Annotated in this window: 16 protein-coding genes and 2 pseudogenes; 17 read left to right on the top strand and 1 reads right to left on the bottom strand. The window is 54.8% G+C overall.

Features of this window, described 5'->3' with window-relative positions:
* Positions 1–26 precede the first annotated feature (26 nt).
* From HA46_RS20775 to HA46_RS20770, 12 genes and pseudogenes are all read left to right on the top strand, one after another.
* Entirely contained in the window at positions 27–695 is a 669-nt protein-coding gene (locus HA46_RS20775; RefSeq protein ID WP_143807607.1) for a hypothetical protein, read from the top strand.
* Complete coding sequence (locus tag HA46_RS07955) at positions 605–1459, top strand: YPO3983 family protein (RefSeq protein WP_084883553.1); 855 nt, start codon at positions 605–607, stop codon at positions 1457–1459. The genes HA46_RS20775 and HA46_RS07955 overlap by 91 nt, the downstream gene beginning before the upstream one ends.
* Positions 1443–1906: pseudogene (locus HA46_RS07950) on the top strand (DUF943 family protein). Before HA46_RS07955 ends, HA46_RS07950 begins: the two are co-directional and overlap by 17 nt.
* Before the next feature lie 162 nt (positions 1907–2068).
* Complete coding sequence (locus HA46_RS07945) at positions 2069–2911, top strand: YPO3983 family protein (protein ID WP_084883551.1); 843 nt, start codon at positions 2069–2071, stop codon at positions 2909–2911.
* Complete coding sequence (locus HA46_RS07940) at positions 2908–3354, top strand: DUF943 family protein (RefSeq protein ID WP_084883549.1); 447 nt, start codon at positions 2908–2910, stop codon at positions 3352–3354. Before HA46_RS07945 ends, HA46_RS07940 begins: the two co-directional genes overlap by 4 nt.
* 201 nt (positions 3355–3555) lie before the next feature.
* On the top strand, positions 3556–3678 hold the full coding sequence (locus HA46_RS21455; protein ID WP_275452036.1) for a hypothetical protein: 123 nt from the start codon (positions 3556–3558) through the stop codon (positions 3676–3678).
* Positions 3679–4403: 725 nt separating this feature from the next.
* Positions 4404–5327 carry a kdo(2)-lipid IV(A) palmitoleoyltransferase gene (lpxP, locus tag HA46_RS07935; protein WP_033792900.1) on the top strand — a complete coding sequence of 308 codons (924 nt, stop codon included), beginning with the start codon at positions 4404–4406 and terminating at the stop codon, positions 5325–5327.
* Between the two features lie 117 nt (positions 5328–5444).
* The gene (locus tag HA46_RS07930; RefSeq protein ID WP_084883547.1) at positions 5445–6581 is read left to right on the top strand and encodes an alanine racemase; all 1137 of its coding nucleotides are present in this window, start codon (positions 5445–5447) and stop codon (positions 6579–6581) included.
* A gap of 126 nt (positions 6582–6707) precedes the next feature.
* Positions 6708–7103, top strand: a complete 396-nt coding sequence (locus HA46_RS07925) for a hypothetical protein (RefSeq protein ID WP_033792902.1) — start codon at positions 6708–6710, stop codon at positions 7101–7103.
* A 432-nt stretch (positions 7104–7535) separates the two neighbouring features.
* A complete protein-coding gene (locus tag HA46_RS07920) occupies positions 7536–7802 on the top strand; it encodes a hypothetical protein (RefSeq protein ID WP_033792903.1) in 267 nt (88 codons plus the stop codon).
* A gap of 71 nt (positions 7803–7873) precedes the next feature.
* Complete coding sequence (locus HA46_RS07915) at positions 7874–8518, top strand: oligosaccharide flippase family protein (RefSeq protein WP_084883545.1); 645 nt, start codon at positions 7874–7876, stop codon at positions 8516–8518.
* 369 nt (positions 8519–8887) lie between these two features.
* Positions 8888–9505, top strand: coding sequence for a trimeric intracellular cation channel family protein (locus tag HA46_RS20770; RefSeq protein ID WP_143807606.1), 618 nt, complete (start codon positions 8888–8890; stop codon positions 9503–9505).
* Here HA46_RS20770 and ligB read toward each other — a convergent pair.
* Positions 9446–11189, bottom strand: a pseudogene (ligB, locus tag HA46_RS07905) (NAD-dependent DNA ligase LigB); the annotation flags it as partial. The gene HA46_RS20770 and the pseudogene ligB sit on opposite strands and share 60 nt — an antisense overlap.
* A gap of 242 nt (positions 11190–11431) precedes the next feature.
* On the opposite strand from ligB, the gene gmk reads away from it, so the two are divergent.
* Genes gmk through recG form a run of 5 tightly spaced genes read left to right on the top strand, consistent with a single transcriptional unit; the run spans position 11432 to position 17291 of the window.
* The gene (gmk, locus tag HA46_RS07900; protein WP_033754269.1) at positions 11432–12055 is read left to right on the top strand and encodes a guanylate kinase; all 624 of its coding nucleotides are present in this window, start codon (positions 11432–11434) and stop codon (positions 12053–12055) included.
* A 54-nt stretch (positions 12056–12109) separates the two neighbouring features.
* Positions 12110–12385 (top strand): DNA-directed RNA polymerase subunit omega, encoded by a 276-nt coding sequence (gene rpoZ, locus HA46_RS07895; protein ID WP_013511051.1) that lies wholly within the window; start codon positions 12110–12112, stop codon positions 12383–12385.
* Positions 12386–12405: 20 nt separating this feature from the next.
* Positions 12406–14514 carry a bifunctional GTP diphosphokinase/guanosine-3',5'-bis pyrophosphate 3'-pyrophosphohydrolase gene (spoT, locus tag HA46_RS07890; protein ID WP_033754265.1) on the top strand — a complete coding sequence of 703 codons (2109 nt, stop codon included), beginning with the start codon at positions 12406–12408 and terminating at the stop codon, positions 14512–14514.
* 3 nt (positions 14515–14517) lie between these two features.
* Positions 14518–15216 (top strand): tRNA (guanosine(18)-2'-O)-methyltransferase TrmH, encoded by a 699-nt coding sequence (trmH, locus tag HA46_RS07885; RefSeq protein WP_033792905.1) that lies wholly within the window; start codon positions 14518–14520, stop codon positions 15214–15216.
* Entirely contained in the window at positions 15213–17291 is a 2079-nt protein-coding gene (recG, locus tag HA46_RS07880) for an ATP-dependent DNA helicase RecG (RefSeq protein WP_033792906.1), read from the top strand. Before trmH ends, recG begins: the two co-directional genes overlap by 4 nt.
* Positions 17292–17293 lie beyond the last annotated feature (2 nt).

Genomic DNA, 17293 nt, shown 5'->3' with positions numbered 1-17293 from the left:
TCAGCAAGGCAATTTTATCTAAATGTGTGCAAATTTCCATCACACCAGAAATGACAAAGGCAGAGCGCCGCAAAGAGAATGAAAAACTACGATGGTTCTCACTTCCGACGAAAGAAGCCAGGCTGCGGCGTATTGTGTCAAATATGGCGGCGTGTGCGTTTGGTGGCACTGATATTGACGACAGCACCCCCGGTGCAATCCAGATGCTGATGCCTGTTTTAAAGCGCTATTCGATGCTGGTGTACCAGACTGCAAGCCATACAGCTGAAAATCCACGCCTGCGCATCGTGCCTGAATACTCCCGGCTGGTGGAACCGAAAGAACGCCAGGCAACTGGCGAGGCTGTAGATATGTTACTGATGCAGGAAGCAGGCTTTACGATTGCCAGCATTGACGGCGATGTATCCCGATGGGTAAACGGTCCATGCAGAGCTCCACCAGAAAGACTGATTTTGTCGGTGCCACGGCGCACGATTTATTACACCTGCCCGGAATCTGCAAAAAATTACATGCAGAGGCTGTACAATATTTACACTCTGACCTTTCACCGCGTATTATTCCCTGTGAAGACCTCAAAGGGCGATAACACATGGAATGTGTCACGATGGCCGCACTACAGTTTCCCTGCACCCTATTCAAAACCCAAAACCGGATGGACGACTACGGCGCTAAAGATATGCGCTGCGGCGACTTAACCGAAGCACAGTTAAAATCCCATTACCGGCTGGATTACATTTCTGACCGGGTTGATCCCTGGACGCTTACCCGGCGTTCCTCAATGGATCGTCCCCAGTCCATGTTCTGCTGTAATCTGCGCGGCCAGGGTGAAAAGATTACCCGACGGCAGTGCGCAGCAATGCTGTTTGACGAGTTCCGCTCGTTATCCCGCAAGTTTTCCCTTTACGGGCCCTACAGCCACCTGATCGAAAAGATGATCACTCATATGCAGAACGGCAATGGTACGCCCTTCCGCGATATGGCGCTGGACAGGGCATTGAAAGAGCATATTATCAGGGATTCGTCAGAGAAGAACAGTACACGCATTCTGTTATCAAAAGCCTTAAAAACAGGCATCGTCTGGGAAAACAAGTATTTTCCGGAAAGTGAAAAATATCAACTAATGGATGCCATCCTGGATGGAAAACTCCCTAAATTTGACCGCTTCCAGGATAATTTCAACGGCATGGGGATCACCGTCCATGACACCTGGGCAACACATATCACCATAAAATCACTACATATTGAAAATGATCGATACCGGGCAGTTGTGCACTACAAAGTACAGGATCACTTTGGCCTTGACAGCGACGATATACTGAAAACAAAATTCAGCCAGTTCCATTTCTTCCGCATCTGGTTTGTTCTCCAGCGATACAATCAGTTTGGTTTTAAACCTTTTATAAGCAACATGGAAGCTACCGCAGAAATCACTGGAGGGCGTAATGACAGTAAAAAATAAAAAAATCTTGATTCTGGTTTTCCTGACTGCCTGTGTTCTGCCAGGTTACTGGCTTTGGTTATCACTGCGTCCGGTGGCGATTGTCGCCGTTCATGAGGATGGTAGCCATGCTTCTGTTTTAGTTAAAGCTTTCCCATTTACGGATAGGGGTAAAATCAACTGGTGGCTAAAAAATAAAGATATGTTGAAAAAAAATATAACATTCCTAAACCATCATCCTCTGGCTATTTTGCTGTTATTTTTTGGGATTTTGGCGATGGATACAAGGAACAAGGCAAATATGATAGACGTTGTTTTACTGATATGAAACCACCAATAAATTGCATCGATAAAAATTCTGTTCTAATGGTGAATAGCAGTAAGAATACCGGGACTTATTTCTCTTTGGATAGCGGTACATATCGTCTAAACGACAGCGGTAAGATGATAAAAAATAAATCAGATTAGAACCGCTCCTCTCGCGTAGAAACAGCAATAAAATCATTCCCCCTGCCCCGAATCCGCAAAAATTTACGGGCAGAGGCTGTACAATATTTACACTCTGACCTTTCACCGCGTATTATTCTCTGTGAAGACCTCAAAGGACGATAACACAAGGAATGTGTCACGATGGCTGCACTACAGTTACCCTGCACCCTATTCAAAACCCAAAACCGGATGGACGACTACGGCGCTAAAGATATGCGCTGCGGCGACTTAACCGAAGCACAGTTAAAATCCCATTACCGGCTGGATTACATTTCTGACCGGGTTGATCCCTGGACGCTTACCCGGCGTTCCTCAATGGATCGTCCCCAGTCCATGTTCTGCTGTAATCTGCGCGGCCAGGGTGAAAAGATTACCCGACGGCAGTGCGCCGCAATGCTGTTTGATGAATTTCGCTCGTTATCCCGCAAGTTTTCCTTTTACGGGCCGTACAGCCACCTGATCGAAAAGATGATCACTCACATGCAGCACGGCAATGGTACGCCCTTCCGCGATGTTTCGCTGGACAGAGCATTGAAAGAGCATATTATCAGGGATAACTCAAAGGAAAATAGTACACGCTTGTTATTGCAGAAAGCGTTTGAAGACAATATAGACTGGGAAAATAATATTTATCCATCTATTGAAAAGGCAAAGTTGTATGAAGCCTTATCTGGTGGAAGGTTGCCAAAATTCGACAGATTCCAGGATAATTATAACGGCATGGGTATTACCGTCCATGATACCTGGGCAACGCATATCGCCATAAAATCGCTACATCTTGATAATGGCCGTTTCCGCGCAGTGGTACATTATAAAGTCCAGGATCATTTTGGTCTGGATAGCGATGATATTCTGAAAACAAAATTCAGCCAGCTCCATTTCTTCCGCATTTGGTTTGTTCTCCAGCGGTACAATCAGTTTTGCTTCAAGCCATTCATGACCAATATGGAAGCCACCATAGAAATTACAGGAACTCGCAAATGAGAGTGAAAAACAAGAAAACTATTGTTCTGCTCTTTCTGGCTGGCTGCGTGCTAATTAGCTATTGGCTTTGGTTGTCTCTTCGTCCCGTGGAGATCATAGCCGTTCATCACAGAAGTAGTGGTTTTAGTGATCTTTTGGTCAACAGTTTCCCGCCGACTGATAAAGGAAAAATTAACTGGTGGCTAAAAAATAAGGATATACTAAAAGATAAATATGGCATTCCTAAACCTGATAAAAATGGCTATTTTTATCTGACCGTCTGGTTATTTGGAGAGGGTTATAAAGAGGAAGGGAAATATGACAGGCTTTGCTTTATTGATATGCCTCCCCCTATAAACTGCATCGAAAAAGATAGGGTTTTTTCAATCAGTTACAGCAAAAACAGAGGCGCTATATTTACAGTAAATGATGGCGAATACCATATAAAAAAAACGGTAATATAATAAAACTTAAAGACGAATAGAATCCCTCTCCCTCGTATGGGGACAGCAATAAAATCATCCGCTCTAACCTACTTGCACCAGATCTGTGGAAGCAGCAAAATGGCCGGGAGCCTATCTCGACGGAGAGAAAAGCGGCAACGCCTTACCGCCTGCCTCAAGCTCCTTTCAGTAAAGCGATTGCGTGGATGGAGAACGTAGCAGATGAGTGATTTTATCGCACTATTTGATTATTACCCCCTACCGCTGGCAACCAAACATCTCGATTGTGAAGAAGCAGAGTTACTTCTGCTTGCTCATGCGGGAATGATCATCTTCTATAAGTAACCTGATCCTACTCACCTTATCGAGTGGGAACAGATGGATATTATAGAAATTGGCGCGGTTATCCTGGAGAACACGAAAACAGGCAGAAAATACCGGGATGATCTCGTCAATTTTGATACTTGCCGCTCTAATTTAGCCTTACCACGCAAAACTGACGTTATGAATATGAAGTTTCACTACATTAGGGCATTCCGCACCTGATTTTTGCTCCAACGATAGGAAAAATTTGCATTTAGAACTTTTTTACAAATATGAAACTGTCACAAGAATCATCCATTAAAATGTTGATAAATATTATTTATTTTATTGTAATCAACATTCAGCTTCAGATCATCGAGTGACAGGCGACATCTGCTATACGAAAGGCTCGCCTCTGGGCGAGCTTTTGGCCGTTTTCTCTCTCCGCTAGCGTAAATTCTGCGTAAATAAACATAAGCATTCATTTCCAGACCACTCTTAATGTTAGTGCTTCTGCTATAGGCTGCCGCTTCGGAATCTAACTAACACACTGTTTTTAATGTTTATTCTATCGACAACATTCTTTCTCTTAACGATAATCACCCGTTCAATGAAACATTCATCTCCATATGATTCCGCAGTTTCACTTTCTTTCGCGGCACTTTTTGCTAATGTGCCGGTCCGATTGACTACAAGCTGTAGCGCCTGGGGAACTTAGGGAAGTGCTTCTTTATGCGATACATACATTCATCACATAAAGGTGCGCTATGAAAAAGACCGGAGCTTTCTGCCGTTCAATGCTGCATCCGCGTTACTGGTTAACCTGGTTAGGTCTGGGCATCCTGTGGCTGCTGGTTCAGCTTCCTTATCCTCTTCTGATGCGTCTCGGCGCCAACGCCGGCACGCTTTCTCGTCATTTCCTTAAGCGTCGGGAACGTATTACGCGACGCAACATCGAACTCTGCTTTCCCGGCATTGCCGAACACGATATAGAGCGCATGATCGCGGGCAACTTCGCTTCGCTGGGCATGGCGCTGATGGAAACCGGCATCGCATGGTTCTGGTCCGATCGCGCGGTGAAAAAACTGTTTGAGGTGTCAGGCTTGCACCATCTGCGGTCCGCCATGGAGCAGAAGCGCGGCGTAATGGTTATCGGCGTGCACTTTATGTCGCTGGAGCTGGGCGGCCGCATCAGTGGTTTATGTCAGCCGATGATGGCGATGTACCGCCCACACAACAACCGGGCGATGGAGTGGGCGCAGACCAAAGGCCGTATGCGATCCAACAAGGCAATGATCGATCGACGCGATTTGCGCGGTATGGTGCATGCGCTGAAGAAAGGCGAATCAGTGTGGTTTGCGCCGGATCAGGATTACGGTCCGAAAGGCAGCGTCTTCGCTCCACTGTTCGCCGTTGAGAAAGCCGCGACCACCAACGGCACCTTTGTTCTGTCGCGCCTGGCCAATCCGGCGATGCTGACCATCTCGCTGATCCGCAATCCCGATAATTACGGCTATCAGCTGATTATCGATCCCGAGCTGGAAAACTACCCGCATACCGATGAAGCCGCCGCCGCCGCCTATATGAACAAGGTGATCGAAAGCCAGATTCTGCGTGCGCCGGAGCAGTATCTGTGGCTGCACCGCCGCTTCAAAACCCGCCCGCCGGGTGAAGCATCGCTCTACGTTTAGTCTGTTCCGCAGCCGCATCATGACGACCATCATGATGCGGTTTTCGCTTTCTGCGGCTGGCATCTCGCAGCAGATTGCTGAATGATGAGGCTCTCTCTGTTTGTGCAGGAACCTCGTATGGATATGAACCAACGCTGGCAACGTCCTCTGCCTGACGATCGCCTCACGCCCTATATTGAAATCGACGCCGACAGGCTGGAAAGCAATCTGCAGACTATGCAGGAGAAAGCCAGTCGCGCAGGCGTCGCGCTTCGTCCCCATATCAAAACGCATAAAAGCCTCTATATTGCCCGCCGCCAGCGTTCGCTGGGCGCCTGCGGCATCACCGTCTCCAAACCAGGCGAAGGCGAAGTCTTTATTCACGGCGGCGAGCGCGACATCCTGCTGGCCTATCCGGTGATTCGCGCCGACAGCATTGCGCAGCTGCTGACGCTGGCGGCGCAGCATCAGGCGAAAGTTACCTTAATTGTCGATGCGCCATATGGCATAGCCGCTATTGCCGAGGCGCTACGCCAGCAGCCTGATGCCGACGTTGGGGTGGCGATTAAGGTAGATGTCGGACTCCACCGTATCGGCGTCGATCCGCATCGCGACGACGCGGTAAGGCTGGCGCAGGCAATGCAGGCGGCGCGGCTACGTTTTGCCGGTCTGGTCTCGCACGCCGGGCACGCCTACGGCGCGGGGAACCGCGACGCCATTGCGGAGATCGCTCAGCAAGAGGCGCGACTGATGCAGCAGGTACAAGGCCAGCTGCGCGCAGCGGGTTTCGCCTACTGCCCTGTTTCCGTTGGCGCGACGCCTACAGCGCTCGCCGCGCCGGTGGCCGACGGAACCGATGAGATCCGTCCGGGAAACTACGCCCTGCTCGATCTGACCGCCTGCCGCCTAGGCCTGAGCCGTGTTGACGAGCTGGCGCTGAGCGTGATCGCTCGCGTGGTTGCGGTAAACCGCCATTTCATCATTATCGATGCGGGTTCTAAAATGTTGAGTTCCGATAAAGGGCCGCACGGCACCAGCGCCAGCGGCTTCGGCGTCGCCGTCGATGAGAGCGGCACCTGCTATGAGATTAGCAAGCTGTCGGAGGAGCATGGCTTTATCGCCAGGCAGGACAGCGCGCCCCGCGTTGGCACCCTGCTCCGTATTTACCCCAATCACAGCTGTGCGGTTATGGCGCAGTCGGATAGTTATGTGCTGCGTCACGCCGATGGTCGCGCAGAGCGCCAGTCGATTGACGCGCGCGGACGTTTCCTCTGATCGTTCCCGGCAGGCCGCCCGGCCTGCCGGATGAAACCCTGTCTGCGCCACACTTCTGGCTGCGCGCGATTCTCCCCCTGCGCCCAACATGCTTTAATGCCTTTTTAACCCGGTTCCGGAGGTAGCATGTTGTTGTCCCAGGTTGTCAGTCAGACCATTGCGCGTAACTGGTTAGATTTATATGAAACGATCTGGAAGCCGGAATACTTCGCCAAATGGGCCTCTGGGCTGAGCAGCAGCACGCTGGAGCAGGAAGGCAGTTACTGGCGCGCTCGCGGGCCGGAAGGTTCACTAAAGCTTCGCTTTACCCCGCATAATCCCTTTGGCGTCATGGATCACTGGATTGACAGCGGCTTTGGTAAAGAGATTTATATGCCGATGCGCGTGGTCGCCAATGAACAGGGCGCGGAAGTCGTGATGGTGGTTTATCGCCAGCCACTTATGTCTGACGGGAAGTTTTCTCAGGATATTGAATGGGTAAGAAGCGATCTCGCGCGTCTCAACCGGCTGCTCACCCAGTAAAACCGGCGAAGAAGCCGCCGATCTTTAGTCATGGCTGGGCCTTACGGCTCAGAAAAGTGAAAAAAGTTCAGTAAAAACGCATAAGCGCTTTCACCTTTTTCATAAGCCATCTTCTCGATTCACAACAGTTTCATTAAAGCCCGCTATCCGGGAAAAGTCCTGGGTAGCGAACCCTGCCGTTTCGCTGTAACGCCTGAAATACATGCATTCTCTGCGCGTGCGCATTTTTTATACCCGCGGTTTACCCTTTTTACTGCACAACGATTAATAAACCTTTAGAACGGAAGTTAAAAAAATTTCATGCAAAGAGTGAATCCATTTATTTCTGCAGCGAAGTTATCAGACTTTTCTTATGGTGTGGAATTAAAAAAAACGAGGTATAAATTAGCCACACACAGCAACACTTAAAAATAACAACACCAGGAAATAAAAATGGATTGCTCAACTACGGCTCTGCTGTCAGAAGAAGAACTTGTTGAGATCGCCGGTAGGATGCTGGCTGGAGAATATAAAAATATAAAGGGATTTGCCCAGGACCTGGCCGCTTTTCTGTTAACCACAGAAAAGACGGCCCTGTCCCGGGATAATAATAATAGTGGGGAAATTATTTACGTTTCCGAAATCCATCGCATTGAATCAATAATAACTGGTGAAGCCTGGCGTACTGCGTCTGGACTTCGCGCAGGCGAATGGCATTAATTATTGATGTGAAATAGCCTGCTATTTCATACGTCACATTTTACTCGGTACCTGTACCTAACGAGCATATCATGGCGATACGTGAACGAAGCTTTACCGGCGCAAAGTGGTCGATTCTTTCATCGATTAAAATCATCGGCATTGGGGTACTTCAGCTCTCTTTACTGGCGCAAATACTGCAGGCTAACGAGCTGAACCTGCTGGCGATCGCCATCATCGGGCTGCTGGTCATTGATACGCTGGCTGACCGCAGCTATTCCAATGCGCTGATCCGCAGCGGCACGCTGTCGGTACGCGATCAGTCGATGCTTTACTGGGGCAATATGCTGCTGAGCCTGGTTATTTTCGCCGTACTGTTTACCGGCAGCGATCTTATCGGCAACTACCTGCAGCAGCCTGAAATAGCCATTATGCTGGAAATGGTCTCTGTTATTTTTATTATTATCCCGCAGGGACAGCATTATCGCGCTATTTTACAGCGCGAAAAGCAATATACCCGCATCGCATTTACTGAAACGCTGTCTGTGCTTTTTGGACTTGGCGTAACGCTATTTACCGTCTGGCTGACGCCTTCGGTACTGTGCGCCATCTGGGGTTATCTGGCAATGGCCTCTATTAGGATGCTGATCTATTGCTATTATGGCCGCTCGAGCTTTCAGCCGGAATATCGTTTTAATCTCAAAGATTACAGTCGCATCCGCGCAAGAATCGCATAATAAAAACAAGTCTGTATGGTGGGCTCTGGGCATCTGACAAGATGCATTCGCGTGCTGGCGACAGCACGCATTTTTCTTTTTATCTACGCTATATTTTTATTTCTTACTCAGGGATTACTGACTAAGCGGCTTCTTTCTCGTCTTCCCTGATAGCCTCGTTTCAATGGCGCTTCGCTTCATCTCTTGCTGTATCGATAATTCGTTTTTCTTATCCAGCAGTCGCAGCGCTGCACTCGCTTTCCCGCTACGTCGGCGTTTTTCCGCAGGCCGTCATAAGTTAAACTGATGCGAAGCGATCGCCTGAGAAATTCTCAGTTGCTGATATTTTACTCACCCCGTAGCCTTGCCGCCCACCTTCTGGAGCCAGCTATGTTATTAACCGTCCTCTATATCATCGGCATTACGGCGGAAGCCATGACAGGCGCGCTTGCCGCCGGGCGACGCAAAATGGATCTGTTCGGCGTGATTATCATCGCGTCAGTCACGGCGATTGGCGGCGGATCGGTGCGGGATATTTTACTGGGTCATTACCCGCTCGGCTGGGTGAAGCATCCGGAATACATCATGATCGTTGCCGCCGCCGCCGTGCTGACGACCTGGCTTGCGCCGCTGATGACCCACCTGCGCAAAGTTTTCCTGGTGCTGGATGCGCTGGGCCTGGTGGTCTTCTCGATTATTGGCGCGCAGGTCGCGCTCGACAGCGGCCATGCAATGATTATTGCCGCCATCGCCGCAGTGATTACCGGCGTATTCGGCGGCGTGCTGCGCGATATGTTCTGTAATCGTATTCCGCTGGTGTTTCAGAAAGAGCTTTATGCCGGTATCGCCTTCGCTTCCGGCTGGATATATATCCTGCTGCTGAAAACTTCGCTGGCGCATGAGGCTGTGGTGATGATTACCCTGCTGTTCGGCTTTCTGGCGCGTCTGCTGGCGCTGCGCTTCCGGCTTGGACTGCCTGTTTTCAACTATCCGCACCCGGAGCACTGACCCCGCCCGGAATGCCCTGCTGTCGCAGAAAAGCGATCAGTTTTTGTATGCGCGCGTCCTGCAACATGGCGTGAATACGCTGCGCCAGGATCGCGCCAACGCCCGGCAGCGCCTGCCACTGCTGCACGTCGCGCTGCTGCACGTCATCCCAGCTCTTGTCCGGCAAGGCATTTAGCGCGCGCCGCGGCAGCGGTATGCCGAGCGCGCCGATCCAGCGGCGCAGCGGCTGCTGACGGGTCAGATTGAACCGATGCCAGAGCTGCTGCGCGCGCGTCGGGCTGATGCCTGGGCTCTGCGCGATTTGCTCTGGCGTCAGCGTCAGCCAGGAGAAAAGATGCGACATGGCGCGGTTCTCCAGCAGCCGCAGCCAGGTGCTGCGCTGCGCGCCGGCGATATCCAGCACCGATTTCTGGCTTAGCCAGCTTAGCCGCGCCAGCAGTTGCTGGCGGCAGGCGGGCGTGACGCTCAGGCAGCTGAGCGGCGTAAAGCTTTCAGCATCCGGCGGCTGCGGGTAATCACGTTTTGCGACTCGCCATATCACTCTTTCCAGACGAGGAATGCCCTGTCCCGCCAGGCTGATGGCCACCTGATCGCCGGCAATAACGTCCCATGTCCGCCAGCGTCGCAGCGAGCCGATGTTCACGCGCCGGACGATTTTGTCGTCGAGCGCGACCGGCTGAAGGGTGAGCACCACGGTAATATTGCCTGTGCGGCCGGTGGTGAAATCTACCGAACGTACTTCGCTGGTGACGTCCGGCGGCTCAAATTTCCACGCCACCGCCCAGTCGCCTTCGCCAGGCATCCAGCTTTGTCCGGCGGGACGCGTCGTCTGATGCACCACCACGCCGTCCGTTGCGAAAGGCAGCGGCGCGTTGAACCAGCGATCGCGCCAGACCGCGACTTCCTCCTCGTCGCGTACGGGCTGACTCCACATTTGCGCCAGACCCAGTCCCCAGCCGGCAAGCTGCCGCAGACGATCCGTCATCGCGGCGGGCCCATCCGGCCATCCCCAGATAAACAGACCGATATCGGCCAGCAGTGGTACAGGGTTCTGACTCATCAGCGCGCCCGCTACCTGCGCCCGCGCGTTTTTGCCGCCGTCGCGCCACTGCTGATGATCGGTCATCTTCAGAAAGAGTTCGCCCTGCAGCACTACCTGCGGCGCATCACTCTCGATCTTCAGCGGGATGGCGGGAATATAGGGCGCTTTCGCTAACCAGGACTCGCCGTGCAGACCATCGCCGCGGCTAATTAACGCCGCCAGCTTCCCCGCCTCGTAGACCAGCGTGACCGCGACGCCGTCGATTTTCGGCTGCACCCATAAGTCGCGCCGATCCTGCATCCAGTACGCCAGCGCCAGCTTATCGCGAACTTTTTTTACGCCGGTATGCGCCACCGGATGCGCGACCCTGCCGCTGGCGGGCAGCTGAGAGTCATAGGCCGGGCGGGCGGGCACGAAGCAGCCCTGCCAGCTTTTCAGCCGCTGCAGCAGCGTATCGTAGTCCGCATCGCTGACCAGGCTCTTGCCATCGCGATAGTAGGCTTCGTCCCAGCGCTCCAGCTGCCGCTGCAGACGGGCGATCTCCTCTCCGGCGCGCGCAGGCGTCCATACGGGACAAAGCGCGTATGCCGGCTCGGCAGCCAGCAACAACAGGCACAGCAGCAGGCGTAGCGTCTCTTTCATAATGAGCCTCCTTGACGTTTCGCCTATTGAAGCGGCACGGAAGCAACAGGACGACAGCCAAAAAAGCAGAACGGAAGGGAACAGGCAGAAAAAAGAGGCGTTTGCAGGCTGGAAAAGGCGGTTTTACGCGCCGCGCCGCAAAAGATTTAGCGCAGCGCCATGCGCAAACGCTGCGTGACGGCCCTAAGCCGTGTATACTTTGCAGGAAATCGACTCCGCTCTTTACTCAATTCAAGAAGACCATGGCTCAAGGCACGCTTTTTATTGTTTCCGCCCCCAGCGGCGCGGGTAAATCCAGCCTGATTCAGGCGTTACTGAAGACACAACCGCTGTACGATACGCAGGTGTCTGTTTCTCACACCACCCGCGGCATGCGTCCTGGTGAAGCCCATGGCGAACACTATTACTTCGTCTCAAAAGATGAATTTGAAGCGATGATCGCGGAAGACGCCTTCCTCGAGCATGCAAAAGTCTTCGACAACTATTACGGCACGTCGCGCAAAGCGATCGAGCAGGTGCTCTCCACCGGCGTCGATGTGTTCCTTGATATCGACTGGCAGGGCGCGCAGCAGATCCGTGCGAAAATGCCCGCCGCGCGCAGCATCTTCGTGCTGCCTCCTTCGCAAGACGAACTGGACCGCCGTCTGCGCGGCCGCGGTCAGGACAGCGAAGAGGTGATTGCCCGCCGCATGGCTCAGGCGGTTTCCGAGATGAGCCACTACGCCGAATACGACTATTTAATTATCAATGATGATTTCGATCTGGCGCTGTCCGATCTGAAGACCATCATCCGCGCTGAACGCCTGCGCATGGGGCGCCAGAAGGCGCGTCATGATGCTTTAATCAGCAAACTATTGGCAGTCTGAAGTCAGTTTCAGTATTATGCCCAGTCATTTCTTCATCTGTGGAGTAGCACACCTATGGCACGCGTAACCGTTCAGGACGCAGTAGAAAAAATTGGTAACCGTTTTGACCTGGTGTTGGTCGCTGCACGTCGTGCACGTCAGATGCAGGTAGGCGGCAAAGATCCGCTGGTTCCGGAAGAGAACGATAAAGCCACCGTTATCGCCCTGCGCGAAATCGAAGAAGGCCTGATCACCAACCAGATCCTCGACGTGCGCGATCGTCAGGAGCAGCAAGAGCAGGAAGCCGCTGAATTGCAAGCCGTTACCGCTATCGCTGAAGGCCGTCGTTAACAGCAACCTGCAGGCCAACCTTGTATCTGTTTGAAAGTCTCAATCAGCTGATTGAAAAATACCTGCCGGAGGAGCAAATCAAGCGCCTCCAGCAAGCGTATCTTGTCGCACGTGATGCTCACGAGGGACAGACACGCTCCAGCGGCGAGCCCTATATTACCCATCCTGTTGCCGTCGCCTGCATTCTGGCGGAAATGAAGCTCGATCATGAAACGCTCATGGCCGCGCTGCTGCACGACGTGATTGAAGACACGCCGGCAACCTACCAGGATATGGAGCAGCTGTTCGGCAAAAGCGTGGCGGAGCTGGTGGAAGGCGTATCCAAGCTGGATAAGCTGACCTTCCGCGACAAGAAAGAGGCGCAGGCTGAGAACTTTCGCAAGATGATCATGGCGATGGTGCAGGATATCCGCGTCATCCTCATCAAGCTGGCCGACCGCACCCACAATATGCGGACGCTGGGCTCGCTGCGTCCAGACAAGCGTCGTCGCATCGCGCTGGAAACCCTGGAGATCTACAGTCCGCTGGCGCATCGCCTGGGTATTCATCACCTGAAAATCGAGCTGGAAGAGCTGGGCTTTGAGGCGCTCTACCCTAATCGCTATCGCGTGATTAAAGAGGTCGTAAAAGCGGCGCGCGGCAACCGCAAAGAGATGATTCAGAAGATACTGTCGGAAATCGACGGGCGTCTGCAGGAAGCGGGCATTCCCTGCCGCGTCAGCGGCCGTGAAAAACATCTCTACTCTATCTACCGCAAAATGACGCTGAAAGAGCAGCGTTTTCACTCCATCATGGATATCTACGCCTTCCGCGTGATCGTGAAGGACGTGGACACCTGCTATCGCGTGCTCGGTCAGATGCACAGCCTGTACAAACCGCGTCCAGGCCGTATGAAAGATTACATCGCTATCCCCAAAGCCAACGGCTATCAGTCGCTGCATACCTCGATGATCGGTCCGCACGGCGTGCCGGTCGAGGTGCAGATCCGTACCGAAGATATGGATCAGATGGCAGAAATGGGGGTCGCCGCGCACTGGGCTTATAAACAGGCGGGCGAAAGCGGCACTACCGCGCAGATTCGCGCCCAGCGCTGGCTGCAAAGCCTGCTGGAGCTGCAGCAGAGCGCGGGCAGTTCTTTTGAATTTATCGAGAGCGTGAAGTCCGATCTCTTCCCTGACGAGATTTACGTCTTTACGCCGGAAGGACGCATCGTCGAACTGCCGGCCGGCGCGACGCCGGTCGATTTCGCCTATGCGGTGCATACCGATATCGGCCATGCCTGCGTCGGCGCGCGCGTCGATCGCCAGCCCTATCCGCTCTCGCAGCCGTTGACCAGCGGCCAGACGGTAGAGATCATTACCGCGCCGGGCGCGCGTCCCAACGCCGCCTGGCTCAACTTCGTCGTCAGCTCCAAAGCGCGCGCCAAAATTCGTCAGCTGCTGAAAAACCTCAAGCGCGAAGACTCGGTCAATCTTGGCCGTCGCCTGCTGAGCCACGCGCTCGGCGGCAGCCGCAAGCTGGCGGAGATCTCGCCCGCGAACATCAAGCAAGAGCTGGATCGCATGAAGCTGACGTCGCTGGACGACCTGCTGGCGGAGATCGGCCTCGGCAACGCCATGAGCGTGGTGGTGGCGAAGAACCTGCTGCAGTCGAGCAATGCGACGCCGCCGAGCAGCAGCAAACGCGGCAAGCTGCCGATCAAAGGCGCAGACGGCGTCCTGATCACCTTCGCCAAATGCTGCCGTCCGATTCCCGGCGATCCCATCGTGGCCCACGTCAGTCCCGGCAAGGGGCTGGTGGTGCATCACGAATCCTGTCGTAATATCCGCGGCTACCAGAAAGAGCCGGAAAAATTCATGCCGGTGGAATGGGATAAGGTCACCGATCAGGAGTTCGTGGCGGAAATTAAAGTCGACATGTTCAACCATCAGGGCGCGCTGGCGAACCTGACGGCGGCGATCAATACCGCAGGCTCGAATATCCAGAGTCTCAATACCGAAGAGCGCGACGGCCGGGTTTACAGCGCGTTCATCCGCCTGACCGCGCGCGATCGCGTCCATCTGGCGAACATTATGCGTAAAATTCGCGTGATGCCGGATGTGATCAAAGTTCACCGTAACCGTAACTAGCGCATGAACGCCCAACGCTTCGCTCGTATTCAGGAGATGCTGGCGCTTCGCCAGCACGACCTCACCGTCTGTATGGAACAGGTGCATAAGCCGCACAACGTCTCGGCGGTGATCCGCACGGCGGATGCGGTGGGCATTCACGAAGTGCACGCCGTCTGGCCCAGCGAACGGATGCGCACCATGGTCTCCGCTTCCGCCGGCAGCAACAGCTGGGTGAAGGTCAAAACCCATCGCAATATCGCCCAGGCGGTTGCCCATCTGAAAGATCGCGGCATGCAGGTGCTGGCGACCAACCTGTCGGCCAGAGCGGTCGATTTTCGCGAAATAGATTACACCCGCCCGACCTGCATTCTGATGGGCCAGGAAAAAACCGGCATCACCGCCGAAGCGCTGGCGCTGGCCGATTGCGACATCATTATTCCCATGGTAGGCATGGTGCAGTCGCTGAACGTTTCCGTGGCCTCCGCGCTGATCCTTTACGAAGCGCAGCGCCAGCGGCAGAACGCCGGACTCTATCAGCGTCGGCACAGCCTGCTGGACGAAGAGGAGCAGCAGCGCCTGCTGTTCGAAGGCGGCTATCCGGTGCTGGCGCGCGTGGCGAAGCAGAAAGGTCTGCCCTATCCGCATATCAACGCCCAGGGCGAAGTGGAAGCTGACGCCGACTGGTGGGCCAGCATGCAGGCCACGGGGAAAAAGAAATGAAGGGCCGCCTGCTGGATGCCATTCCGCTCAGTACCCTGACCGGCGTCGGCGCCAGTCAGGCGGCGAAGCTGGCTAAGCTCGGCCTCCATACCATTCAGGATCTCCTGCTTCATCTCCCGCTACGCTACGAAGACCGCACTCAGCTCTACGCCATTAACGATTTGCTGCCTGGCATCTGGGCCACGGTAGAGGGCGAGGTTTTGCAGTCCGATATCTCCTTTGGCCGACGCCGCATGCTGGTGTGTCAGATCAGCGATGGTAGCGGCGTGCTCACCATGCGTTTCTTCAACTTCAATGCCGGGATGAAGAACAGCCTGGCGCCGGGCCGCCGCGTGACCGCCTATGGCGAAATCAAGCGCGGCCAGCGCGGCGCGGAAATTATTCACCCCGAGTATCGCGTTCAGGGCGAGCAGAGCCCGGTTACGCTGGAAGAGACGCTGACGCCGGTCTATCCCACTACCGAAGGCATTCGTCAGGCCACGCTGCGCAGCCTTACCGATCAGGCGCTGACGCTGCTGGAGAGCGTGCCGATTGCCGAACTGCTGCCGCAGGAACTGGCGCAGGGATTGATTAGCCTGCCGGAGGCGCTGCGCACGCTGCATCGCCCGCCGCCGGACCTGCGCCTGAGCGAGCTGGAGCATGGCCGCCATCCGGCGCAGCGTCGTCTGATCCTTGAAGAGCTGCTGGCGCACAACCTCAGCATGCTGGCGGTACGCGCCGGCGCGCAGCGTTATTACGCGCTGCCGATGGCGCCGCGCCATACGCTGAGCGACAAACTGCTGGCGGCGCTGCCCTTCTCCCCGACCAACGCGCAAAAACGCGTGGTGCAGGAGATTGAGCGCGATCTGGCCAAAGATTTCCCAATGATGCGTCTGGTGCAGGGCGACGTCGGATCCGGTAAAACCCTGGTCGCGGCGCTGGCGGCGCTTGACGTGATTGCGCACGGCAAACAGGTGGCGCTGATGGCGCCTACCGAGCTGCTGGCAGAGCAGCACGCGAACAACTTCCGCAGCTGGTTCGCGCCGCTGGGCATCGAAGTCGGCTGGCTGGCCGGCAAGCAGAAAGGCAAAGCGCGACAGGCGCAGCAGGAGGCGATCGCCAGCGGACAGGTGGCGATGGTGGTCGGCACGCATGCGCTGTTCCAGGAGCAGGTGCAGTTCAACGGGCTGGCGCTGGTGATTATCGACGAGCAGCATCGCTTTGGCGTACATCAGCGGCTGGCGCTGTGGGAGAAAGGCGAAGAGCAGGGCTTCCATCCGCATCAGCTGATTATGACCGCGACGCCGATTCCGCGCACCCTGGCGATGACCGCCTATGCCGATCTCGATACCTCGACCATTGACGAGCTGCCGCCGGGACGTACGCCGGTTACTACCGTCGCCATCCCCGACAGCCGCCGCGACGACATCATCGCCCGCGTGCGGCACGCCTGCCAGGAGGGCAGACAGGCTTACTGGGTCTGCACGCTGATCGAAGAGTCCGATCTGCTGGAGGCGCAGGCGGCGGAAGCGAGCTGGGAAGCCCTGAAAATCGCGCTGCCCGACCTCAATATCGGTCTGGTGCACGGCCGCATGAAGCCTGCGGAGAAGCAGGCGGTAATGGCGGCCTTCAAGGCCAACGAGATGCAGCTGCTGGTGGCGACCACGGTGATCGAAGTCGGGGTCGACGTGCCTAACGCCAGCCTGATGATTATCGAAAACCCGGAACGCCTGGGGCTGGCGCAGCTGCATCAGCTGCGCGGACGCGTCGGGCGCGGCGCGGTGGCATCGCACTGCGTGCTGCTCTACAAGGCGCCGCTGAGCAAAACCGCGCAGCGTCGTTTGCAGGTGCTGCGCGACAGTAACGACGGCTTCGTCATCGCCCAGCACGATCTGGAGATCCGCGGTCCGGGCGAGCTGCTGGGCACGCGCCAGACCGGCAACGCCGAGTTTAAGGTAGCGGATCTGCTGCGCGATCAGGCGATGGTGCCGGAAGTACAGCGCGTAGCGCGCCATATCCACCAGCACTATCCGGAACAGGCGAAGGCGCTGATCGAGCGCTGGCTGCCGGAAACCGCCCGTTATACCAACGTCTAATT

This window comes from Pantoea septica, from assembly GCF_002095575.1.
GTDB lineage: Bacteria > Pseudomonadota > Gammaproteobacteria > Enterobacterales > Enterobacteriaceae > Pantoea > Pantoea septica.
The sequence above is the reverse complement of the archived record's forward strand: the minus strand, read 5'-3'. Positions and strand labels throughout refer to the sequence as shown.

Coding starts and splice junctions, on each gene's coding strand:
- HA46_RS07955 (WP_084883553.1), top strand. CDS start 605: ATGGCCGCACTACAGTTTCCCTGCACCCTATTCAAAACCCAAAACCGG.
- HA46_RS07945 (WP_084883551.1), top strand. CDS start 2,069: ATGGCTGCACTACAGTTACCCTGCACCCTATTCAAAACCCAAAACCGG.
- HA46_RS07940 (WP_084883549.1), top strand. CDS start 2,908: ATGAGAGTGAAAAACAAGAAAACTATTGTTCTGCTCTTTCTGGCTGGC.
- HA46_RS21455 (WP_275452036.1), top strand. CDS start 3,556: ATGAGTGATTTTATCGCACTATTTGATTATTACCCCCTACCGCTGGCA.
- lpxP (WP_033792900.1), top strand. CDS start 4,404: ATGAAAAAGACCGGAGCTTTCTGCCGTTCAATGCTGCATCCGCGTTAC.
- HA46_RS07930 (WP_084883547.1), top strand. CDS start 5,445: ATGGATATGAACCAACGCTGGCAACGTCCTCTGCCTGACGATCGCCTC.
- HA46_RS07925 (WP_033792902.1), top strand. CDS start 6,708: ATGTTGTTGTCCCAGGTTGTCAGTCAGACCATTGCGCGTAACTGGTTA.
- HA46_RS07920 (WP_033792903.1), top strand. CDS start 7,536: ATGGATTGCTCAACTACGGCTCTGCTGTCAGAAGAAGAACTTGTTGAG.
- HA46_RS07915 (WP_084883545.1), top strand. CDS start 7,874: ATGGCGATACGTGAACGAAGCTTTACCGGCGCAAAGTGGTCGATTCTT.
- HA46_RS20770 (WP_143807606.1), top strand. CDS start 8,888: ATGTTATTAACCGTCCTCTATATCATCGGCATTACGGCGGAAGCCATG.
- gmk (WP_033754269.1), top strand. CDS start 11,432: ATGGCTCAAGGCACGCTTTTTATTGTTTCCGCCCCCAGCGGCGCGGGT.
- rpoZ (WP_013511051.1), top strand. CDS start 12,110: ATGGCACGCGTAACCGTTCAGGACGCAGTAGAAAAAATTGGTAACCGT.
- trmH (WP_033792905.1), top strand. CDS start 14,518: ATGAACGCCCAACGCTTCGCTCGTATTCAGGAGATGCTGGCGCTTCGC.
- recG (WP_033792906.1), top strand. CDS start 15,213: ATGAAGGGCCGCCTGCTGGATGCCATTCCGCTCAGTACCCTGACCGGC.